The following is a 20,601-nucleotide window of genomic DNA, read 5'->3' as shown; positions in this document are numbered from 1 at the left end:
TACTCTTGTAATCCACTACGCAGGATTGCTCCATCACCGACACCTGCCGGCCCTGCGGCTGCAAGCGGGCGAACTTACCAGATCAAATCGGGCCGCGCTACTCCCGGTTGTCGAGCCTGCGGTGGCCGGGGCTTGCAAAGCGTGGTCAAGTTCAGTCCGGTGGAGTGACAAACCTGCTCAATGCTTGATTCTAGTCAAGCCTGAGCCGATCGCTGGAGACATTTGCTGCAAGCGGCCGGACCCTGAGTTCGTGCTCGCTTGCGCAGTTGTTTCTGGGTTGGCCGGAGAGTTAGGTAGAATCGGTTCTTTTTTACCAGAAGGAAGGCTAATGGCTCAGCCCTACAGTGCGCGTAGCCGCGCCATCGAACCTTTCCATGTGATGGCGCTCCTGGCCCGTGCCAATGAGCTGCAGGCCGCCGGGCACGATGTCATCCACCTGGAGATCGGCGAGCCGGACTTCACCACGGCTGAGCCGATCATCCAGGCCGGCCAGGCCGCGCTGGCGGCGGGAAAGACCCGTTACACGGCGGCCCGTGGCATCCCCGAGCTGCGCGAAGCCATCGCCGGTTTCTATGGGCAGCGCTACGGTGTGGACATAGACCCACGGCGCATCCTGGTCACGCCGGGCGGATCCGGCGCGTTGCTGCTGACCAGCGCGTTGCTGGTGGACCCGGGCAAGCACTGGCTGTTGGCGGACCCCGGTTACCCCTGCAATCGCCACTTTCTGCGGCTGGTGGAAGGTACGGCTCAATTGGTGCCGGTAGGCCCGGACGTGCGCTACCAGCTGACCCCGGACCTGGTGAACCGCTATTGGGACTCGAACAGCGTGGGTGCGCTGGTCGCGTCGCCGGCCAACCCGACCGGGACGATTCTCAGCCGGGACGAACTGGCCGGCCTGTCCAAGGCAATCAAGGGCCACAACGGTCACTTGGTGGTGGATGAGATCTATCACGGCCTGACTTATGGCACCGATGCCGCGAGCGTGCTGGAAGTCGACGACGAAGCTTTCGTCCTTAATAGCTTTTCCAAGTATTTCGGCATGACCGGCTGGCGGCTGGGCTGGCTGGTGGCCCCTTCGGCGGCTGTTGGTGAGCTGGAGAAGCTGGCGCAGAACCTTTACATCAGTGCGCCGAGCATGGCCCAGTACGCGGCGTTGGCCTGTTTCGAACCGGCGACAATCGAGATATTCGAGCAGCGCCGGGCCGAGTTCGCGCTGCGGCGCGACTTTCTGCTACCGGCCTTGCGTGATCTGGGGTTCGGCATCGCAGTGGAGCCGGAAGGGGCGTTTTACCTGTATGCCGACATTAGTGCATTCGGCGGCGATGCTTTTGCGTTCTGCCAGCACTTTCTGGAGACCGAGCATGTGGCGTTCACGCCGGGGCTGGATTTCGGTCGCCATCAGGCTGGGCACCATGTGCGTTTCGCCTACACCCAGAGCTTGCCGCGGCTCCAGGAAGCGGTGGAGCGAATCGAGCGCGGACTGCGGAGTTGGCAAGGCTGATGCTTTTTTCACCTGCGCTGGAAGAAGGCCGGCTGATTCGACGTTATAAGCGTTTTCTTGCCGATATCGAGACCGTTCATGGCGAACTGCTGACGATTCATTGCCCCAACACCGGTTCGATGCTCAATTGCATGGCCGAAGGTGCGCGAGTCTGGTTCAGTCGTTCCAGCGACCCCAAGCGCAAATTGCCCGGCACCTGGGAAATAGGCGAAACCCCCCAGGGGCGGTTGGCCTGCATCAATACCGCGCGAGCCAACCCGCTAATCGAAGAGGCCCTGCGTGCCGGGGTCATCAGCGAGCTGAACGGTTTTACCGGGCTCAAGCGTGAAGTGGCTTACGGTCAGGAAAACAGTCGTATCGATTTTCGACTGGACTACGACGAAGGCTCCGCCTGGGTCGAAGTCAAAAGTGTCACGTTGGGTTTTGACGGCACGACCGTGGCGGCGTTTCCTGATGCGGTGACCCAGCGGGGAGCCAGGCATCTGCGCGAACTCGCTCACCTGGCCCGGGACGGCGTGCGGGCGGTGCAGTTGTATTGTGTCAACCTGAGCGGGATCGACGCCGTGCGCCCGGCACAGGAAATCGACCCGCTGTACGCGGCGGCGTTGCGCGACGCTGTGGCCGCGGGCGTGGAAGTGCTGGCCTACGGGGTGACGCTGACGCCCGAGCAAATGTGGGTGGATCGGCCGTTACCGGTGCTGCTCGACCCAGATGCCTTGCTCGTCCTCCCGGCTCTCTAACGCAGCCAGGGACTGCCCGGCACAGGGGCCGGCGACGCATTCACCGCTTTCAATCAGAAACAGTGCGCCGTGGGTGGCGCACTGGATCAGGCTGGCGCTGGGGTCGAGAAACTCATCGGGCCGCCATTCCAGCGGTACGCCGCGGTGCGGGCAGCGGTTGAGATAGACATACACCTGGCCGGCGCGACGCACCGCCAACAACTTGCGCCCATCGAGGTCGAAACCGCGACTGCTGTTGTCGGGCAATTCGGCGCCGGTACAAAGAAACTTCATGTGGGTCTCTATGGTTATGAGTGGGCGAGTTTGTGTGGGAGCGAGCCTGCTCGCGATAGCGGTCGATCAGCCAGCAGCAATGGGTCGACACACCGCTAATCGCGAGCAGGCTCGCTCCCACAGAGGCAACCCCCCCAAAGGTTCATGCTTGACGTCCAAATGAAAACAATTATCAAATGGCGCCTCCTTCGCAGGGGGCTGAGGATACTTTGCCTGCGGGGTTCATGCTCGGCCCTGTGAACATTTCTTCGAGGAAGCTGCCCGATGCGCCTGAATATCCGTGTTGTCACGCTCTGTGTCGTCATGTTGGCCAGCCAGGGCTTGGTGGCGGCTGAACTGCCGCAGCGCTGGGTCAGTGCCGGCGGGGCAGTGTCCGAATGGGTCAGCGCGCTGGGCGGTGAGTCGAAACTGGTGGGTGTGGACACCACCAGCCAGCATCCCGAAGCCTTGCGAGGCTTGCCCAGCATAGGCTATCAGCGACAGCTGTCGGCCGAGGGGGTATTGAGCCTGCGTCCGCAGATCCTCGTAGGCACCGAAGAAATGGGGCCGCCACCGGTGCTGTCGCAGATCCGCAGCGCCGGGGTACAGGTTGAACTGTTCTCGGCCACGCCCGACCTGTCGACCCTTCAGGGCAATCTGCGGCACCTGGGTCAACTGCTGGGCGCCGAGGCCAAAGCCGCGCAGTTGTTCGACAGTTATCAACAGCAGCTCAGCCAACAGAAAGCTCGAGTGAGTAAAATCCAGCTTGAGCAACAGGCCCCCGGCGTGTTGCTGTTGGTCGCAAGCTCCGGCGGCAAGCCGATGGTCGCAGGCCTGGGCACCTCCGCCGATTGGCTGGTGCAGCAGGCCGGCGGTCACAACTTGGCGACACACCATGGTTACAAGGCATTTTCGGTGGAGAGCCTGGCCAGCCTGAATCCCGAAGTACTGGTGTTCGCCGATCGCGCGTTGAGTGGCGAAGAAGCGCGTGCGGCGTTGTTCAGGGAAAATCCGATTCTTTCCTCCACCCGTGCCGCCAGGGCCGGGCGCGTTATCGAGCTTGACCCGACACTGTTGGTCGGCGGGCTAGGCCCGCGGTTGCCGCAAAGTCTGGTGAAGCTGACGGCCGGTTTTTACCCGACCGAACCGGCCAAGGCACCATGACCCCTCTGGTCAAACCGCGCACCTTGTTTATTGGCCTGGGCCTGTTGTGTCTGCTGGCGATCTGGCTGTCCCTGGCCCTGGGGCCGGTGAGTTTGCCGCTGTTCGATACCTTGCGCGCCGCGTTGCGCTTGATGGGCTTGCCAGTGGCCGCCGAAGGTCTGGAGCAGGCCGAACTGATCCTCGGTCAGATCCGTCTGCCACGCACCCTGCTGGGGCTGGCGGTGGGCGGGGTATTGGCATTATCCGGGGTGGCGATGCAGGGGCTGTTCCGCAACCCGTTGGCCGACCCGGGGCTGGTCGGGGTGTCCAGCGGTGCGGCACTGGGCGCGGCGTTCGCCATTGTTGGCGGCTCGGCGCTGGGCGGCTTGCCCGAAGCGTTCGGCCCCTATGTGTTGTCGTTATGTGCGTTCCTCGGCGGGCTTGGGGTTACGGCATTGGTTTATCGCCTCGGCCGGCGCAACGGCCAGACCCATGTCGCGACCATGCTCCTGGCCGGTATCGCCCTGACCGCGCTGTCCGGCTCGGCGGTGGGCTTGTTCACTTACCTGGCGGACGACGCGACCCTGCGCACCTTGACGTTCTGGAACCTGGGGAGCCTGAATGGTGCCAGCTATGCGCGGTTGTGGCCGCTGTTGCTGGTCAGCGTTGGCGTAGCACTCTGGCTGCCACGACGGGCCCGGGCACTCAATGCTCTGTTGCTGGGTGAGTCAGAAGCCGCCCATTTGGGCGCTGATGTCGAAGGGCTCAAGCGTGAACTGGTGTTTTGCACGGCCCTGGGGGTTGGCGCGGCAGTGGCGGCGGCGGGCATGATCGGCTTTGTCGGGCTGGTAGTGCCGCATCTGGTACGGTTGATGGCCGGCCCCGATCATCGCGTTCTGTTGCCGGCTTCGGTGCTGGCGGGGGCGAGCCTGCTGCTGTTCGCCGATCTGGTGGCGCGTCTGGCGCTGGCTCCGGCGGAACTGCCGATCGGCATCGTCACGGCATTCATCGGGGCGCCGTTCTTCCTCTATTTATTGCTGCGAGGACGCGCCTGATGTTACGAGCGCAGAACCTGCACATCCAGCGGGGTCGCAAGACCGTGTTGGCTGATGTCAATCTTGAGCTGCATCCCGGCCAGGTGCTGGGGGTGCTCGGGCCCAACGGTGCAGGTAAAAGTACTTTGCTGGCGGGGCTGTGCGGTCAATTGCCTCCTGCGCAGGGACAGGTCTGGCTCGATGATCGGCCTTTGTCCCAGTGGGACGGCGCCGAGCGTGCCCGCCGCCTGGCGGTATTGCCGCAGTCATCGACCCTGGATTTTGCTTTCCGAGTCGAGGAAGTAGTCGGCATGGGGCGCCTGCCTCATCAGTGTGGTCGAGTGCGTGACGAGCAAATCGTTGCCTTGGCGTTGCACGCTGCAGACGCGGCACATCTGCACGGTCGCAGTTACCTGGCGCTGTCGGGGGGCGAGCGTCAGCGGGTGCACCTGGCGCGGGTCTTGGCACAGTTGTGGCCAGGGGAAGCGGGGCAGACCCTGCTGCTCGACGAACCGACCTCGATGCTCGATCCACTGCACCAGCACACCATCCTGCAAGCGGTGCGTGAGTTTGCCGATCGCGGCGCGGCCGTATTGGTGATCCTGCATGACCTGAACCTGGCGGCGCGTTATTGTGATCGCCTGTTGTTGCTCGCGTCTGGCCGGCCGGTGGCCCTGGACACGCCGCAGCAAGTGCTGCGCCCGGAACCGCTCAAAGCGGTGTTTGGCCTGGAAGTGCTGGTGCAACCCCATCCGGAGCGCGGACATCCATTGATCATCGCCCGCTGAGGGTTGCCTGAGGATGTAGACGTGCGCCTGATCCTGATTCTGGCATTGAGTGTGCTGACGGCCTGTCAGAGCACCGCGCCGCCCCCGGTCGACGGGCAGATCCTTGATTTGCACAATGGCCGGGCCGTCACGCCTCAAGCGTTGATCGAGCGTCTGGCCCGGGCGCCGCGAGTGGTGGTCGGCGAGCAGCACGACAATCCGGATCACCACGCGCTGCAGCTATGGCTGCTTCAGGCCCTGACCGCGCAACGGGCCCAGGGCAGCCTCCTGCTGGAAATGCTGACACCCCACCAGCAGCCTCGCGTTGACGCGGTCCGCCAGTTACCTGCCTTGCCAACTGATCTTCCCGGTGCCCTGGATTGGTCGCCGGGATGGGACTGGAGCCTGTATGGTCCGGTCGTGGAGTTCGCCCTGACGCAACGCTATCCGTTGTTGGCCGCCAATCTGGACGCCGCCGAGATCCAGCGCGTCTACCGGCAGGCGCCGGACTTGCGAGGCGCCCGTGCGAATGCGGCAAGTGTGAAGGATCAGTTGCTGGAGCAGATTCGCCAATCCCATTGCGGCCTGCTGCCCGAATCTCAGATGCCGGCGATGCTGGCTGTCCAGCAACAACGTGACCGACGCATGGCCGAACGTCTGCTGGCTGCGCCATTGCCTGCGTTGTTGTTCGCCGGTGCCTGGCATGGACGAAAAGACGTCGGGGTGCCGCTGCATGTGCTGGACTTGGGGGCCAGTGAGGCGCCCACCGTCCTGATGCTGGCCGAGGAGGGCAGCGAGATGACATCGGTCATGGCAGATTACGTGTGGTACACCAAGGCCGCTCCCCCTGAGGATTACTGCGCGCAGATGCGTGAACACAGCGCATTTCCTCCAGACAAAAAAAGACCCGACAAAAGTCGGGTCAAATAACCGTGATTAGCCTGATGAGGAGATATCTGAGAGTCCGAACCAAGGGCTATTCAAATATCGACCAGTCTCGCGACCGGATGCGCTAATCATAGCGATTCTCATTACCATGTCAAACGTTGTTTTTTAAATTGGCCCAAATAACTTTCAACCGGAGGCCGTGTGGCGACAAACAAGGAGAATGGTCAGGCTTTGTGACGCGTCGAAACGGCGTCCAATTGTTTGTTCAAGGCTTCCTTGCGTTCGGCGGGGATGTCATTCCAGTGCACATCCATCAATGCGCCCTCAATGGCATAGAGCAACACCTTCGAAGCCCGGAACCCGCGAGTGCGTACTGCGCGATAGGCATCAACCGCTCCGAGGCGACGCAGATCCGAGGCGCTGTGGATGCCCACGGCATGCAGCCACTGGGCTGATGTCTTGCCCAGGTTCTTCAGGTGTTGCAGTTCATCATTCATCGAACCTCCTTGCGACGGCCGACTGGTGCAGTGGGCAAGCTTCTCAGGAGTGTAGCGGTCAGTAGGAAAAACGTGATTCTTTGGTGGGATTTGAAGCAAAAGCTTCTAATGCATTACGCACGATAGGTGGGGGCGCGCGGCAAGATGCAGCGTCCAGCGCAGGCGGGGGCGCTGGAGATCAATTGGGTTGACGGCAGATTCGGCCCGATTCAGCGGGTGCGGTAGCGCAGCCGGGTGCCAAAGTTCATCGACATCAGAATTTCGTCGGCAGACAGTTCTGCCGGGAAATAGGCGCCCGATATTTGCGCATGGGCCAGGCTGGCACCTTCCAGGGACGACTTGCGAAAATCGATGCCGCGCAAATCCGCGGAGCGGAAGTAAGCGTCGGTGAAATCCACGTCGTCGGCATTGAGCTCTCGCAGATCCAGACCACGAAAATCGCCGCCACGCATATCAACCGGGCCTTGTGGCCGTTCGTTGTTGAAACCGGCAATGTCGTCTTCGCGCAGCAAAGCATAAAGCGGGGTACTGAGAAGCTTGGGTAGGCTCATTTCATATCACCTGTTGGTTTTATGACGCCAGTATAGTGCCACTGTTTGACGGCCGTGAAGGGTGGGCAGACTCCACGGCCGAAATAGTTTTTTACAGGCCTGGCAAGCGTTGACGAATCTGCGCGACCACGATGTCGAGCGTGCCGCTTTCATTGGTCTGGACCCGTTTGCTGCACAGGATTTCCGCAGGGGTGAGTGCTTCGCGGCTGGCCTGTTGGGCGGCGATAACGGCCAGATTTGCGTCGGACGGATCTGTCTGATCGGCCTGACGCTGCGCCAGCCTGCTCTCGATAACCGCTTGTGGCGCATTGCAATCGAGGATCAGGAACGGAGCGCCCGTGGCCTCGGCAACTTTCGCCGCAGCATCGCGCTGATCGTGTTTGAGGTACGTGGCGTCGATCACTGCTGGGAAGCCGGCATGCAGGATGACACTGGCGATTTCATGCAAGCGGGCATAAGTGGCGTCGCTGGCGCCGCTGCTATAGATGCCGGCTTGTGGATCATTGGGCACTTGCTGCTCACCAAACAGACGCTTGCGCTCAACGTCCGAGCGCAAGCGAATGGCGCCCAGGGCTTCCACCAGGCGCATCGCGACATGGCTTTTGCCAACGGCCGAAACGCCGTGGGTGATGGCCAGAAAGCGCGAGGGAATGGTGCTGTAGCTTTCGGCCAGGTTCGCGTAGTTGCGGTATTGGCGCAGGGTTGTGGCGCGCTGCACCGGGTCGGCTTCGGCCGGCATGCTGAACAGCGCGACCTTGGCGCGGACCAGGGCGCGGTAGGCTTTGTAGAAGTTCAGCAGCTCCAGGCCTTGATAGTCGCCGGTCAGCTCCAGGTATTGGCTGACGAAACGTCGCGCCAGCGACTTGAGGCCGCGGTCTTCCAGGTCCATCGCCAGGAATGCAGTGTCGGCATAGACATCGGTGAAGCGGAACGGCTCGTTGAACTCGATGCAGTCGAAAATCACTACCTTGCCATCGATCACCGTGGCGTTGCCCAAGTGGATGTCACCGTGGCATTCGCGGATGAAACCTTCGGCTTTGCGTTGGGTGAACAGCGGTTTGAGGCGTTCGAAGCTGCTTTCGGCCCAGGCTTGCAGGGCTTCGAGCTGCAACAGGTCAGCCTTGTCACTGAGGAACGGACGAATCTGTTCGAAGTTCTGCCGCACCGGTGCCATAACGCTGTCGGGGGTGCCGGCGGCGTTTTCGGCAGGCACGGTGGGCGTAGAGAGATGGAAGCGGGCGATCTGCGCGGCCATTTCGTCAACGTGCGCGGTGGTCAGTTCGCCGTTGGCCTGGAGCGTGCTGAGCAGTTGGCTCTGGGGAAACTGACGCATCTTCAGGGCGTATTCGATGGCCGGACCTTCGCCACCCAGTTGCGGCACTTGCGGGGTGCCGGTAATCGGCATGACTTCCAGGTACAGATCCTGGGTCAGGCGCTGGTTCAAGCGCAGTTCTTCCCCGCAGAAATGCTTGCGTGCCTCGAGGCTGGTGAAATCAAGGAAGCCGAAATTGACCGGTTTTTTGAATTTGTAGGCATACGGCCCGGTGAGCAATACCCAGGAAATGTGGGTCTCGATGACCTGGAACCCTTCGACGGGATGCGGATAGAGGGCCGGGTTTTGCAGGGCAGCGATCAGGGACTGGCTCACGGGCGATCCTTCAGAGACTGGGAAAATTCAAGGCCGTCATTATGGCGGCAAGCCGCGTTAACGCAAACAGGAGGGGGCCGTTGTGTGGTCATGTTGAACCGCGGCAAAGTGCGTATAATCCGCCGCCATGACTCGTACCCGATCCCCCCGTACCCCCAAGAAACCACCCGCCAGTCGCTTGCGGCCCTGGCTGGGCTGGGCCCTTAAACTCAGCCTGGTGGGCCTCGTCGTGCTCGCTGGCTTTGCGGTCTACCTCGATGCCGTGGTCCAGGAGAAGTTCTCCGGCAAGCGCTGGACCATCCCGGCCAAGGTCTACGCCAGGCCCCTGGAGCTGTTCGTCGGACAAAAGCTGAGTCGGGACGATTTCCTGACCGAGCTCGATGCCCTCGGCTATCGCCGTGAAAGCGTTGCCAATGGCCCGGGTGCCGCGTCCGTCAATGGCAATACCGTCGACCTCAATACCCGTGGTTTCCAGTTCTATGAAGGCATGGAGCAGGCGCAGGCGGTGCGAGTGCGCTTCTCCGGCGACTACGTGGCTGCGCTGACCGGTGCCAACAATGCGAAGCTGTCGGTGGTGCGCCTTGAACCGCTGCTGATCGGTGGCCTCTACCCCAAGAACCTTGAAGACCGGATCCTGATCAAGATCGACCAGGTGCCGCCGTTCCTGCTCGATACGCTGATCGCTGTCGAGGACCGCGATTTCTACCATCACTTCGGCGTCTCGCCCAAGTCGATTGCCCGGGCCATCTGGGTCAACACCTCCTCGGGCCGTATGCGCCAGGGCGGCAGTACCTTGACCCAGCAATTGGTCAAGAACTTCTATTTGACCAACGAGCGCAGCCTCAGCCGCAAGCTTACCGAAGCCATGATGGCGCTGTTGCTGGAACTGCACTACGACAAGCGGGAGATTCTCGAGGCGTACCTCAACGAGGTCTTCGTCGGTCAGGACGGCCAGCGGGCGGTTCACGGTTTCGGCCTGGCCAGCCAGTTCTTCTTCAGCCAGCCGCTGTCCGAGCTCAAGCTGCATCAGGTGGCATTGCTGGTGGGGATGGTGAAAGGGCCGTCCTCCTACAACCCGCGGCGTAATCCGGAGCGCGCCCTCGAGCGGCGCAATCTGGTACTCGACTTGCTGCAACAGCAAGGCGTGGCGACGGCCGAGCAAGTCGAAGCGGCGAAGAAGATGCCTTTGGGCGTAACCAAGCGCGGCAGTCTGGCCGACAGCTCGTTTCCTGGTTTCATGGACCTGGTCAAGCGTCAACTGCGTGAGGACTACCGCGACGAAGACTTGACCGAAGAAGGCCTGCGGATCTTCACCAGTTTCGACCCGATCCTGCAGATGAAGGCCGAAGCATCGGTCAATGACACCTTCAAGCGACTGGCCGGGCGCAAGGGCTCTGATGAAGTGGAAGCCGCGATGGTGGTGACCAACCCGGAAACCGGCGAAGTCCAGGCCATGATCGGCAGTCGGCAGGCCAGTTTTGCCGGTTTCAACCGGGCGCTCGATGCGGTCCGCCCGATCGGCTCCCTGATCAAGCCGGCGGTCTACCTCACCGCCCTGGAAAAACCGAGCCAGTACACCCTGACCAGTTGGCTGTCCGACGAGGCGTTCTCGGTCAAGGGCGCGGACGGCCAGGTGTGGAAGCCGCAAAATTATGATCGCCGCTCCCACGGTACGGTGTTCCTGTACCAGGGGCTTGCGCATTCCTACAACCTGTCGACGGCTCGCCTCGGGCTTGAAATCGGCGTGCCGAATGTCCTCAAGACCTTGGCCCGCCTGGGTGTCAGTCGCGAATTCCCGGCATTCCCATCGATGCTGCTGGGAGCCGGTGGCCTCACGCCGATTGAAGTGGCAGCCATGTACCAGACACTGGCCAACGGTGGCTTCAACACGCCGATGCGCGGCATTCGCAGCGTGCTTACCGCCGACGGCGAGCCGCTCAAGCGCTATCCGTTCCAGATCCAACAGCGTTTTGATCCCGCGTCCATTTATCTGATCCAGAGCGCCATGCAACGGGTCATGCGTGAAGGCACCGGCAGTTCGGTTTATAACGTACTACCGCGTAACCTGACCCTGGCGGGCAAGACCGGTACCAGCAACGACTCGCGCGACAGCTGGTTTGCCGGTTTCAGCCAGGACCTGCTGGCAGTGGTCTGGCTCGGCCGTGACGACAATGGCAAGACCCCGTTCACTGGCGCCACCGGGGCATTGCAGGTCTGGACCAGTTTCATGCGCAAGGCCGATCCGTTGCCGCTGGACATGCCGCAACCAGACAATATCGTTCAGGCCTGGGTGGATTCGCGCACCGGTCAAGGCTCCGACGCCAGTTGCCCGGGCGCGGTGCAGATGCCGTATATTCGCGGCAGCGAACCACCACCCGGTGCAGCCTGTGGCATTCCAAACCCCGCCGAATCGGTCATGGATTGGGTCAAGGACTGGATGAATTAAGCAAAGAGGGTTTCAAGTGAACAAGTGGTTGATTCCAGCGGTTACGGCCGTGGCATTGCTCAGCGGTTGCTCTACCGTACAACGCGGTTCGATTCCGGTTGTCGATTCCGGCACTGCCGTTTCCAATAGCGAGCGGGTCTCGGCCAATGGCGGCTTCCGTCAAACGACGGTGCAGCGGCCGGTGCAGGGACAGGTCCAGGCGATTCCCCAGGGCGATACCGGTGTCGTCGTGATGGTGCCCGGTGGCGGCGCCACGACGTCGGCACCGATCAGCAGCACACCGATCACGCCAGGGCCGATCACGCCGGGCCCTATCGATACTTCACCAATCGACCAGGGCAGCTTCAACATGCCTTCTGCACCGAGCAGCATTCCCTCGACCAGTTCGGGAGGTCTGTCCGCTGATGAACAATTGGACGGTCCAGTACTGGCATTGCTCACCACAGCCCAACAGCAACAGGCCGGTGGTGACCTCAATGGTGCGTCCTCCAGCCTTGAGCGAGCCCAGCGTGTTGCGCCGCGTGAACCCCAGGTTCTCTATCGCCTGGCCCAGGTGCGCATGGCCCAGGGCGATGCGCCGCAAGCCGAGCAACTGGCCCGCCGTGGCCTGACATTCGCCAACGGTCGTCCGGCGCTTCAGGCCAGCCTGTGGGAATTGATCGCTCAGGCCCGTGAGAAACAAGGCGACTCCGCCGGCGCGGCATTGGCCCGTCAGAAGGCCAAGGTTTCGCTCTGATGGATACGCGTTTTCCCAAGATCGCCGATCAGTTGCTGCTGATTGAGCGCGAGTTGCGGGTCCAGGGCTGGTGGAGCAGCGTTTCGCCGTCGGCCGAGGCGTTGGCCAGTGTCGAGCCGTTCGCGGTCGACACGCTGGACTTCGAGCAATGGCTGCAATGGATTTTCCTGCCGCGCATGAAAGCCATCCTGGAAAATGACCTGCCGCTGCCCAACGCCTCGGGCATCCTGGAGATGGCTCAAATGGTCTATGCCCAGCGGCCGGGGCAAGGCGTGGAGTTGCAGCGACTGTTGGCGCAGTTCGACCAATTGATCAGCGACGTTAACTGACCGCCATTTATTGGCAGTGCTCCTCGATCTGCTTGCGGGTTTCGTCGATGCGCTGGCGCCGCTCCTCTTCTGTGAGGCGGCGCATTTCCCCTTCCACATCCTCGCGTACCCGCGGGTTGTTCTGCAGTTGCGCCAGATTGGTCCGAGTCTGTTCGCAGAAGGCCTTGAGCTGGGCTTGCTGCTCGGCAATCTGTTGCTTGACCTGTTGGTCAATCGCCTTCTGGTCACCAATGACCCCGGCAGGCGGGGGGGCTGCTGGCTTGGCGGCGGAAGGGGAGGACTTGATCACCGTCGTGGCCTGTCCTTCAGGCGGTGGCTGGGAGCCAAAGTGGGTAACCCCTTGGGCGTCCACCCATTTATAGACCTGACCGGCCATGCACATCGGGCTCAGGCCAACCAGCAGGCTGGCCGTCAAGAAGAACATTCGCATGCTGTTTCCTTGTCATGGGTTGCGCAATTGAAGCTAACACAGTTGCTGTTTAAAGGTTTTTTCTTGCGTTCTCATGCGCTTACTTCGAATAAAGCACATTGACGGCTTGACTTGCAGAGGGCGAAACAGAAGAATCCAAAGTCCGCTGTAGAGGGACTGCCAGAAGCAGGCCCACTCGGCAGATCATGAGGCGCACATCCGCGCCGACCTGTTACACCCGCAACGCGTTACCTCGCGCTGGGTGGGAAAGGCCCGCAACACTTGGGACGATCCCAATACTTGCTCAGTCAGTGCTGACGTAGTCGGCGACCACCGTCGCTCATGCTCTGCCGAGAAGTAAACCTATTAAGACCCGTCCCTTTTTGTGGGCCGGTATTCTGGCGTTTTAGAGGTGAACAACGTGGAGCTTTTATCTGGCGGTGAGATGCTCGTCCGCTTTTTGCGTGACGAAGGCGTCAAATATATCTACGGGTACCCCGGTGGTGCTCTTCTTCATGTCTATGATGCCCTGTTCAAAGAACCGGAAGTGACCCACATCCTGGTTCGTCATGAGCAAGCGGCGACCCACATGGCTGACGGTTATGCCCGTGCCACCGGTAAAGCCGGCGTGGTCCTGGTGACTTCCGGCCCTGGCGCCACGAACGCCATCACCGGTATCGCCACGGCGTACATGGACTCTATCCCGATGGTGATCATCTCCGGTCAGGTGCCCAGCACCATGGTCGGCACCGACGCGTTCCAGGAAACCGACATGATCGGTATTTCCCGGCCGATCGTGAAGCACAGCTTCATGATCAAGCACGCTTCGGAGATCCCGGAGGTCATGAAGAAGGCGTTCTACCTGGCTGAATCCGGTCGTCCGGGCCCGGTTGTGGTCGATGTCCCGAAAGACATGACCAACCCGGCCGAGAAGTTCGAATACATTTTCCCCAAGAAAGCCAAGCTGCGTTCCTACAGCCCGGCTGTGCGCGGTCACTCCGGGCAAATCCGCAAGGCAGCCGAAATGCTGCTGGCGGCCAAGCGTCCGGTGCTGTACTCGGGTGGCGGCGTCATCCTCGGTGGTGGCTCCGCGCCGCTGACCGAATTGGCGAAAATGCTCAACTTGCCGGTCACCAATACGCTGATGGGGTTGGGCGCCTACCCGGGCACTGACCGTCAGTTCATCGGCATGCTCGGCATGCACGGCAGCTATACCGCCAACCTGGCGATGCACCATGCCGATGTGATTCTGGCGGTCGGCGCGCGTTTCGACGACCGTGTCATCAACGGCCCGGCGAAATTCTGCCCGAACGCCAAGATCATCCATATCGACATCGACCCGGCGTCGATCTCCAAGACCATCAAGGCAGACGTGCCGATTGTCGGTCCTGTGGAGAGCGTGCTGAGCGAAATGGTCGCCATCCTCAAGGAAATCGGCGAGGCTCCGAACAAGGAGTCCGTGGCCAGCTGGTGGAAGCAGGTTGATGAGTGGCGCGGTGATCGTGGCCTGTTCCCTTACGACAAGGGCGACGGCAGCGTGATCAAGCCGCAGACCGTAATCGAAACCCTGTGCGAAGTGACCAAGGGCGATGCCTTTGTGACCTCCGACGTGGGCCAGCACCAGATGTTCGCCGCGCAGTACTACAAGTTCAACAAGCCCAACCGCTGGATCAACTCCGGTGGTCTGGGCACCATGGGCTTCGGTTTCCCGGCGGCCATGGGCGTCAAGTTGAGCTTTCCGGATAGCGACGTCGCCTGTGTCACGGGCGAGGGCAGTATCCAGATGAACATCCAGGAGCTGTCGACCTGCCTGCAGTACGGTTTGCCGGTGAAAATCGTCAACCTGAACAACGGCGTACTGGGCATGGTTCGCCAGTGGCAGGACATGAGCTACGGCAGCCGTCACTCGCACTCCTACATGGAGTCGTTGCCGGACTTCGTCAAGCTGGTCGAAGCCTATGGTCACGTGGGCATCCGCATCACTGACCTGAAGGACTTGAAGTCCGGGCTCGAAGAAGCTTTCGCCATGAAGGATCGCCTGGTGTTCCTCGATATCAAGGTCGATACCAGCGAGCACGTCTACCCGATGCAGATCAAAGACGGCTCCATGCGCGATATGTGGCTGAGCAAGACGGAGCGTACCTAATCATGCGACATATTATTTCCCTGCTTCTGGAAAACGAACCGGGTGCTCTGTCTCGCGTAGTGGGCCTGTTTTCGCAGCGCAACTACAACATCGAAAGCCTGACCGTGGCGCCAACCGAAGACCCGACCCTGTCGCGTCTGACGCTGACCACTGTGGGGCACGATGAAATCATCGAGCAGATCACCAAGAACCTGAACAAGCTGATCGAGGTGGTCAAGCTGGTGGACCTGTCGGAAAGCGCGCACATCGAGCGCGAGCTGATGCTGGTCAAGGTCAAGGCCACCGGTGCCCAGCGCGCCGAGATCAAACGCACTACCGATATTTATCGTGGGCAGATCGTCGATGTCAGCGCCAGCGTCTATACCGTTCAGTTGACCGGTACCAGCGACAAGCTCGACAGCTTCATTCAATCGATCGGCACTGCCTCGATTCTGGAAACCGTACGCAGTGGCGTCACCGGGATTGCCCGTGGCGACAAAGTACTGAGCATCTAAACCAAATTAGCGAATGGCCTGAATGGCCGGAAATAGGGGTAATTCATGAAAGTTTTCTACGATAAAGACTGCGACCTGTCGATCATCCAGGGCAAGAAAGTCGCCATCATCGGTTACGGTTCCCAAGGCCACGCCCAGGCGTGCAACCTCAAGGACTCCGGTGTTGACGTGACCGTCGGCCTGCGTAAAGGCTCGGCCACCGTTGCCAAGGCCGAGGCCCATGGCCTGAAAGTCACCGACGTGGCTTCTGCCGTTGCCGCCGCCGACCTGGTCATGATCCTGACCCCGGACGAGTTCCAGTCTTCGCTGTACAAGAACGAAATCGAACCGAACATCAAGAAAGGCGCCACCCTGGCCTTCTCCCACGGTTTCGCGATTCACTACAACCAGGTAGTGCCACGCGCCGACCTCGACGTGATCATGATCGCGCCGAAGGCCCCGGGCCACACCGTTCGTTCCGAATTCGTGAAGGGCGGCGGTATCCCTGACCTGATCGCGATCTATCAGGACGCCTCCGGCAACGCCAAGAACGTCGCTCTGTCCTACGCTGCCGGTGTTGGCGGCGGCCGTACCGGCATCATCGAAACCACCTTCAAGGACGAAACCGAAACCGACCTGTTCGGCGAACAAGCCGTTCTGTGCGGCGGTACTGTCGAGCTGGTCAAGGCCGGTTTCGAAACCCTGGTTGAAGCTGGCTACGCGCCGGAAATGGCCTACTTCGAATGCCTGCACGAACTGAAGCTGATCGTTGACCTCATGTACGAAGGCGGTATCGCCAACATGAACTACTCGATCTCCAACAACGCTGAATACGGCGAGTACGTGACGGGTCCGGAAGTGATCAACGCCGAATCCCGCCAGGCCATGCGTAACGCCCTGAAACGTATTCAGGACGGCGAATACGCCAAGATGTTCATCAGCGAAGGCGCTACCGGCTATCCTTCGATGACCGCCAAGCGTCGCAACAACGCCGCTCACGGTATCGAAATCATTGGCGAGCAGCTGCGCTCGATGATGCCGTGGATCGGTGCCAACAAGATCGTCGACAAAGCCAAGAACTAAGTCGCGAGCTTGATCGGAAAACGCGGCCCTGGCCGCGTTTTTTCGTTTGGGCGGTGGCTTCTGGTATAAAGCTGCATCGTTTGCGGCCGAACCCTCGTCCCAGACACCTGTCGAATTTTTCACACCGTTGCAAGGTACTGTCCATGAGCGAACGCCCCGACGAGCCCAACCAGGCTCCTGACGCCGAAAGCCTGCTGCCCATCGATGAGCACGTCGAAGAAGGACATGACGCTGAAGGCCGTAAGGTCCGGCACCGTGGCATCTATCTGCTGCCGAATCTGTTCACCACCGCGAACCTGTTCGCCGGTTTCTATTCCATCATCAGCTCCATGAGCGCCCAAGCGGCCTTGAGCGCCGGCGATAGCGCCGGGGCGAGTCGTTACTTTGCCTTCGCTGCCATCGCGATCTTTGTCGCCATGGTGCTCGATGGCCTGGACGGGCGTGTGGCCCGCATGACCAATACCCAGAGCGCGTTCGGTGCCGAGTACGATTCGCTGTCGGACATGGTCGCTTTCGGCGTGGCCCCGGCCTTGCTGGCGTTCGGTTGGGCGCTGGGGGACATGGGCAAGGTTGGCTGGATGGTCGCTTTCATCTATGTCGCCGGTGCCGCGTTGCGTCTGGCACGTTTCAATACCCAGGTCGGTACGGCTGACAAGCGCTACTTCATCGGCTTGGCGAGTCCTGCCGCTGCGGGTGTCGTAGCCGGTGTTGTTTGGGCTTTCAGCGACTACGGTATCCAGGGATCGAAGATGTCGTTCCTTGTGGCGCTGCTGGTAGCGGCGGCCGGTATGCTGATGGTCAGCAACATCAAGTACAACAGCTTCAAGGAGCTGGATCTCAAAGGGCGAGTGCCGTTCGTTGCGATTCTGGCGGTGGTGCTGGTGTTCGCGGTGGTCTTCAGTGATCCGCCACGTATCTTGTTGCTGGTATTCCTCGCCTATGCCGCTTCCGGCCCGGTTCAATACCTGTTGCGCCTGCGCCGACACAAAAAAGCCGAGTGATGTAATTTCCCTCATACTCCGCAGTCTATTGGTGCATCTGCCCTCCAATGCTGCGGAGTTGTCATGCTGATCAAGATCCCCAAGTCGTCCGACTGCCTTGAGTCGGACGTCACGCCAGAATCCCTCTATCTATCCCGTCGCCAAATGCTTGGGGCCGCCATGGCGGGGCTTGCCGTCAGCGGTCTTCCGCGTTGGGCCAGTGCTGCCGATGTTGCGCGTTATGCGGATGTCGAGCCCGGCAAGGCGCCGTCGTGGTTTGCCGAGAAGCTGCCGTCCACCCAATGGGGCGCGGTTACGGTCAAGGATGAGTCCATCACCCCTTTTAAAGACGCCACCCATTACAACAATTTCTATGAGTTCGGAACCGGCAAAGGTGATCCGGCGGCCAATGCCGGATCCTTGAAAACCGAGCCCTGGAGCGTGGTGGTCGATGGGGAAGTGGGCAAGCCGGGGCGCTATGCGTTGGAAGACTTCATGAAACCTTACCAGTTGGAGGAGCGAATCTATCGCCTGCGGTGCGTGGAGGCCTGGTCCATGGTTATCCCATGGATTGGCTTTCCCATTTCGGCGTTGCTCAAGCAGGTCGAGCCGACCTCCAAGGCCAAGTACATTCGTTTCGAAACCCTGCAGGATCCCAAGACTATGCCAGGGCAGCGCTCAGGGTTTGCTTTGATCGACTGGCCTTATGTCGAGGGCTTGCGACTGGATGAAGCGATGAATCCGCTGGCAATCATGGCGGTTGGGATGTATGGGCGAGAGTTGCCGAATCAGAACGGTGCACCGTTGCGCTTGGTGGTGCCGTGGAAGTACGGGTTCAAAAGTGTGAAGTCCATTGTGCGCATCAGTCTGGTCAGCGAGCAGCCCAAGACCACCTGGCAGAGCATTGCGTCCGACGAGTACGGCTTTTACGCCAATGTCAATCCGACGGTCGATCACCCGCGTTGGACCCAGGCACGGGAGCGCCGTCTGCCGAGCGGGCTGTTCAGTCCTAACGTGCGCGATACGTTGATGTTCAACGGCTATCAGGATGAAGTCGCTTCTTTATATGCAGGGATGGACTTGAGGAAGGACTACTGATGCGTTTTCCAGTCTGGCGAATCGGCGTCTTTGTCGCGGCGGCGGTTTGGCCGTTGCTCTGGCTCTACGAAGCGTTGATGAATAAGTTGGGGCCTGACCCAGGCAAGGTGCTGGTGGATCGGCTCGGGTTGGGCACGCTTATTTTGTTGTTGATCACCTTGAGCATGACGCCGTTGCAGAAACTCACGGGGTGGGCAGGGTGGATCGCGGTCAGGCGTCAGCTGGGATTGTGGTGCTTTGCTTATGTGGTGCTGCATTTGAGTGGGTATACGGCGTTCATCCTGGGGTTCGATTGGTCGCAACTGGGCGTCGAGCTGAGCAAGCGACCTTATATTATCGTAGGAGCGCTCGGGTTTCTGGGGCTCTTGGCGCTGGCGATTACTTCCAATCGCTACAGTCAGCGGCGACTGGGCGCGCGCTGGAAAAAACTGCATCGCCTGGTTTATCCGATCTTGGGCCTTGGATTGCTGCATATGTTGTGGATTGTGCGGGCGGATCTTAAGGAGTGGTCGATTTACGCCTTTATAGGTGCTGTGCTTTTGATGCTTCGAATTCCTGTGGTTACGCGCCGGATACCGCGTTTAATTGGACGCAAAGCACCTTCTGCAACAAAAGCGTAATTAACGCTTGACGGCAAATCCTGGACGTCTATAATTCGCCCCACTTCCGGCGCAGTCGAAACGAAAAACTCCTTGAGTTTCAATGAGTTAAACGATTTTAGGCAGCGCAGGGCTTCAGGTCATCGAAGCTTGGGAAGCAGTTGGTGGGGCGGTTTTTCTGGCTCCGTTAACGATTCGATCTTCTCGATCGAAAGCGTCAAAAAGAGGTGTTGACAGCAGCGAGTAACGCTGTAGAATTCGCCTCCCGCTAACGAGAGATCGGAAGCGCAAGTGGTTGAAGTTGCAGAGGAAACTTTGAAAACTTCTTAAAATAACCGCTTGACAGATACACCGGGCGCTGTAGAATGCGCGCCTCGGTTGAGACGAAAGGCTCAACCCACCGCTCTTTAACAACTGAATCAAGCAATTCGTGTGGGTGCTTGTGGAGTCAGACTGCTAGTCAACAGATTATCAGCATCACAAGTTACTCCGCGAGAAATCAAAGATGTAACCAACGATTGCTGAGCCAAGTTTAGGGTTTTCTCAAAACCCAAAGATGTTTGAACTGAAGAGTTTGATCATGGCTCAGATTGAACGCTGGCGGCAGGCCTAACACATGCAAGTCGAGCGGTAGAGAGGTGCTTGCACCTCTTGAGAGCGGCGGACGGGTGAGTAAAGCCTAGGAATCTGCCTGGTAGTGGGGGATAACGCTCGGAAACGGACGCTAATACCGCATACGTCCTACGGGAGAAAGCAGGGGACCTTCGGGCCTTGCGCTATCAGATGAGCCTAGGTCGGATTAGCTAGTTGGTGAGGTAATGGCTCACCAAGGCGACGATCCGTAACTGGTCTGAGAGGATGATCAGTCACACTGGAACTGAGACACGGTCCAGACTCCTACGGGAGGCAGCAGTGGGGAATATTGGACAATGGGCGAAAGCCTGATCCAGCCATGCCGCGTGTGTGAAGAAGGTCTTCGGATTGTAAAGCACTTTAAGTTGGGAGGAAGGGCATTAACCTAATACGTTAGTGTTTTGACGTTACCGACAGAATAAGCACCGGCTAACTCTGTGCCAGCAGCCGCGGTAATACAGAGGGTGCAAGCGTTAATCGGAATTACTGGGCGTAAAGCGCGCGTAGGTGGTTCGTTAAGTTGGATGTGAAATCCCCGGGCTCAACCTGGGAACTGCATTCAAAACTGTCGAGCTAGAGTATGGTAGAGGGTGGTGGAATTTCCTGTGTAGCGGTGAAATGCGTAGATATAGGAAGGAACACCAGTGG

General features: G+C 60.0%; 20 protein-coding genes and 1 rRNA gene (1 of these 21 running past the window's edge). 16 read left to right on the top strand and 5 right to left on the bottom strand.

Going from position 1 to position 20,601, the window contains the following annotated elements:
* The first annotated feature begins 328 nt into the window (after positions 1-328).
* Together HQ912_RS24295 and sfsA are read left to right on the top strand one after the other, a co-directional pair.
* Positions 329-1,501 carry a pyridoxal phosphate-dependent aminotransferase gene (locus HQ912_RS24295; RefSeq protein ID WP_139051179.1) on the top strand — a complete coding sequence of 391 codons (1,173 nt, stop codon included), beginning with the start codon at positions 329-331 and terminating at the stop codon, positions 1,499-1,501.
* The gene (sfsA, locus tag HQ912_RS24290) at positions 1,501-2,241 is read left to right on the top strand and encodes a DNA/RNA nuclease SfsA (protein ID WP_107322945.1); all 741 of its coding nucleotides are present in this window, start codon (positions 1,501-1,503) and stop codon (positions 2,239-2,241) included. The genes HQ912_RS24295 and sfsA overlap by 1 nt, the downstream gene beginning before the upstream one ends.
* Here the strand turns inward: sfsA and HQ912_RS24285 are convergent.
* Positions 2,191-2,514, bottom strand: a complete 324-nt coding sequence (locus HQ912_RS24285) for a Rieske (2Fe-2S) protein (protein WP_047229841.1) — start codon at positions 2,512-2,514, stop codon at positions 2,191-2,193. The genes sfsA and HQ912_RS24285 overlap by 51 nt on opposite strands.
* A 264-nt stretch (positions 2,515-2,778) precedes the next feature.
* Here HQ912_RS24285 and HQ912_RS24280 point away from each other — a divergent pair, with 264 nt between their 5' ends.
* Genes HQ912_RS24280 through HQ912_RS24265 form a run of 4 tightly spaced genes read left to right on the top strand, consistent with a single transcriptional unit; the run spans position 2,779 to position 6,367 of the window.
* Complete coding sequence (locus tag HQ912_RS24280) at positions 2,779-3,657, top strand: hemin ABC transporter substrate-binding protein (protein ID WP_173407389.1); 879 nt, start codon at positions 2,779-2,781, stop codon at positions 3,655-3,657.
* A 50-nt stretch (positions 3,658-3,707) separates the two neighbouring features.
* Positions 3,708-4,691 (top strand): FecCD family ABC transporter permease, encoded by a 984-nt coding sequence (locus HQ912_RS24275; protein ID WP_173407566.1) that lies wholly within the window; start codon positions 3,708-3,710, stop codon positions 4,689-4,691.
* Positions 4,691-5,458: a heme ABC transporter ATP-binding protein gene (locus tag HQ912_RS24270; RefSeq protein ID WP_173407388.1), complete on the top strand. Its 768-nt coding sequence runs from the start codon at positions 4,691-4,693 to the stop codon at positions 5,456-5,458. The genes HQ912_RS24275 and HQ912_RS24270 overlap by 1 nt, the downstream gene beginning before the upstream one ends.
* Before the next feature lie 21 nt (positions 5,459-5,479).
* Entirely contained in the window at positions 5,480-6,367 is an 888-nt protein-coding gene (locus HQ912_RS24265; protein ID WP_173407387.1) for a ChaN family lipoprotein, read from the top strand.
* Positions 6,368-6,549: 182 nt separating this feature from the next.
* Here HQ912_RS24265 and HQ912_RS24260 read toward each other — a convergent pair whose 3' ends face one another.
* The 3 genes from HQ912_RS24260 to HQ912_RS24250 all read right to left on the bottom strand — a co-directional run bounded on the left by HQ912_RS24260 (position 6,550) and on the right by HQ912_RS24250 (position 9,021).
* On the bottom strand, positions 6,550-6,822 hold the full coding sequence (locus tag HQ912_RS24260; protein ID WP_047229837.1) for a TfoX/Sxy family protein: 273 nt from the start codon (positions 6,820-6,822) through the stop codon (positions 6,550-6,552).
* A gap of 209 nt (positions 6,823-7,031) precedes the next feature.
* A complete protein-coding gene (locus tag HQ912_RS24255) occupies positions 7,032-7,373 on the bottom strand; it encodes a pentapeptide repeat-containing protein (RefSeq protein ID WP_047229836.1) in 342 nt (113 codons plus the stop codon).
* A gap of 91 nt (positions 7,374-7,464) precedes the next feature.
* Positions 7,465-9,021, bottom strand: coding sequence for an AAA family ATPase (locus HQ912_RS24250; RefSeq protein WP_076386338.1), 1,557 nt, complete (start codon positions 9,019-9,021; stop codon positions 7,465-7,467).
* A 127-nt stretch (positions 9,022-9,148) separates the two neighbouring features.
* On the opposite strand from HQ912_RS24250, the gene mrcB reads away from it, so the two are divergent.
* Genes mrcB through HQ912_RS24235 form a run of 3 tightly spaced genes read left to right on the top strand, consistent with a single transcriptional unit; the run spans position 9,149 to position 12,532 of the window.
* Positions 9,149-11,467, top strand: a complete 2,319-nt coding sequence (gene mrcB / locus HQ912_RS24245) for a penicillin-binding protein 1B (protein ID WP_047229834.1) — start codon at positions 9,149-9,151, stop codon at positions 11,465-11,467.
* Between the two features lie 16 nt (positions 11,468-11,483).
* Positions 11,484-12,203, top strand: coding sequence for a tetratricopeptide repeat protein (locus HQ912_RS24240; protein WP_047229833.1), 720 nt, complete (start codon positions 11,484-11,486; stop codon positions 12,201-12,203).
* On the top strand, positions 12,203-12,532 hold the full coding sequence (locus tag HQ912_RS24235; protein WP_047229832.1) for a YqcC family protein: 330 nt from the start codon (positions 12,203-12,205) through the stop codon (positions 12,530-12,532). Before HQ912_RS24240 ends, HQ912_RS24235 begins: the two co-directional genes overlap by 1 nt.
* Positions 12,533-12,539: 7 nt before the next feature.
* On the opposite strand, the gene HQ912_RS24230 is transcribed toward HQ912_RS24235, so the two are convergent.
* Positions 12,540-12,962: a DUF4124 domain-containing protein gene (locus HQ912_RS24230; RefSeq protein WP_409078025.1), complete on the bottom strand. Its 423-nt coding sequence runs from the start codon at positions 12,960-12,962 to the stop codon at positions 12,540-12,542.
* Between the two features lie 400 nt (positions 12,963-13,362).
* On the opposite strand from HQ912_RS24230, the gene HQ912_RS24225 reads away from it, so the two are divergent.
* From HQ912_RS24225 to HQ912_RS24195, 7 genes are all read left to right on the top strand, one after another.
* Positions 13,363-15,087 (top strand): acetolactate synthase 3 large subunit, encoded by a 1,725-nt coding sequence (locus tag HQ912_RS24225; RefSeq protein ID WP_047229879.1) that lies wholly within the window; start codon positions 13,363-13,365, stop codon positions 15,085-15,087.
* A gap of 2 nt (positions 15,088-15,089) precedes the next feature.
* Positions 15,090-15,581 carry an acetolactate synthase small subunit gene (ilvN, locus tag HQ912_RS24220; RefSeq protein WP_003205610.1) on the top strand — a complete coding sequence of 164 codons (492 nt, stop codon included), beginning with the start codon at positions 15,090-15,092 and terminating at the stop codon, positions 15,579-15,581.
* 45 nt (positions 15,582-15,626) lie between these two features.
* A complete protein-coding gene (gene ilvC, locus HQ912_RS24215) occupies positions 15,627-16,643 on the top strand; it encodes a ketol-acid reductoisomerase (protein ID WP_003228216.1) in 1,017 nt (338 codons plus the stop codon).
* Between the two features lie 143 nt (positions 16,644-16,786).
* Positions 16,787-17,644: a CDP-diacylglycerol--serine O-phosphatidyltransferase gene (pssA, locus tag HQ912_RS24210; RefSeq protein ID WP_076386334.1), complete on the top strand. Its 858-nt coding sequence runs from the start codon at positions 16,787-16,789 to the stop codon at positions 17,642-17,644.
* 63 nt (positions 17,645-17,707) lie between these two features.
* The gene (gene msrP, locus HQ912_RS24205) at positions 17,708-18,721 is read left to right on the top strand and encodes a protein-methionine-sulfoxide reductase catalytic subunit MsrP (RefSeq protein WP_047229829.1); all 1,014 of its coding nucleotides are present in this window, start codon (positions 17,708-17,710) and stop codon (positions 18,719-18,721) included.
* Entirely contained in the window at positions 18,721-19,341 is a 621-nt protein-coding gene (gene msrQ / locus HQ912_RS24200; RefSeq protein WP_047229828.1) for a protein-methionine-sulfoxide reductase heme-binding subunit MsrQ, read from the top strand. The genes msrP and msrQ overlap by 1 nt, the downstream gene beginning before the upstream one ends.
* 541 nt (positions 19,342-19,882) lie before the next feature.
* Positions 19,883-20,601 (top strand): 16S ribosomal RNA (locus HQ912_RS24195) (it continues 818 nt past the right edge of the window).

The organism is Pseudomonas sp. MPDS, from assembly GCF_013283895.1.
Taxonomy (GTDB): domain Bacteria; phylum Pseudomonadota; class Gammaproteobacteria; order Pseudomonadales; family Pseudomonadaceae; genus Aquipseudomonas; species Aquipseudomonas rhizophila.
The sequence above is the reverse complement of the archived record's forward strand: the minus strand, read 5'-3'. Positions and strand labels throughout refer to the sequence as shown.

What these genes read in the sequence shown, in the direction of transcription:
- HQ912_RS24285 (WP_047229841.1), bottom strand. Translation starts at nt 2,514, where the DNA reads ATGAAGTTTCTTTGTACCGGCGCCGAATTGCCCGACAACAGCAGTCGC.
- HQ912_RS24295 (WP_139051179.1), top strand. Translation starts at nt 329, where the DNA reads ATGGCTCAGCCCTACAGTGCGCGTAGCCGCGCCATCGAACCTTTCCAT.
- HQ912_RS24255 (WP_047229836.1), bottom strand. Translation starts at nt 7,373, where the DNA reads ATGAGCCTACCCAAGCTTCTCAGTACCCCGCTTTATGCTTTGCTGCGC.
- pssA (WP_076386334.1), top strand. Translation starts at nt 16,787, where the DNA reads ATGAGCGAACGCCCCGACGAGCCCAACCAGGCTCCTGACGCCGAAAGC.
- HQ912_RS24260 (WP_047229837.1), bottom strand. Translation starts at nt 6,822, where the DNA reads ATGAATGATGAACTGCAACACCTGAAGAACCTGGGCAAGACATCAGCC.
- ilvN (WP_003205610.1), top strand. Translation starts at nt 15,090, where the DNA reads ATGCGACATATTATTTCCCTGCTTCTGGAAAACGAACCGGGTGCTCTG.
- HQ912_RS24235 (WP_047229832.1), top strand. Translation starts at nt 12,203, where the DNA reads ATGGATACGCGTTTTCCCAAGATCGCCGATCAGTTGCTGCTGATTGAG.
- HQ912_RS24230 (WP_409078025.1), bottom strand. Translation starts at nt 12,962, where the DNA reads ATGCGAATGTTCTTCTTGACGGCCAGCCTGCTGGTTGGCCTGAGCCCG.
- msrP (WP_047229829.1), top strand. Translation starts at nt 17,708, where the DNA reads ATGCTGATCAAGATCCCCAAGTCGTCCGACTGCCTTGAGTCGGACGTC.
- HQ912_RS24270 (WP_173407388.1), top strand. Translation starts at nt 4,691, where the DNA reads ATGTTACGAGCGCAGAACCTGCACATCCAGCGGGGTCGCAAGACCGTG.
- msrQ (WP_047229828.1), top strand. Translation starts at nt 18,721, where the DNA reads ATGCGTTTTCCAGTCTGGCGAATCGGCGTCTTTGTCGCGGCGGCGGTT.
- ilvC (WP_003228216.1), top strand. Translation starts at nt 15,627, where the DNA reads ATGAAAGTTTTCTACGATAAAGACTGCGACCTGTCGATCATCCAGGGC.
- mrcB (WP_047229834.1), top strand. Translation starts at nt 9,149, where the DNA reads ATGACTCGTACCCGATCCCCCCGTACCCCCAAGAAACCACCCGCCAGT.
- sfsA (WP_107322945.1), top strand. Translation starts at nt 1,501, where the DNA reads ATGCTTTTTTCACCTGCGCTGGAAGAAGGCCGGCTGATTCGACGTTAT.
- HQ912_RS24280 (WP_173407389.1), top strand. Translation starts at nt 2,779, where the DNA reads ATGCGCCTGAATATCCGTGTTGTCACGCTCTGTGTCGTCATGTTGGCC.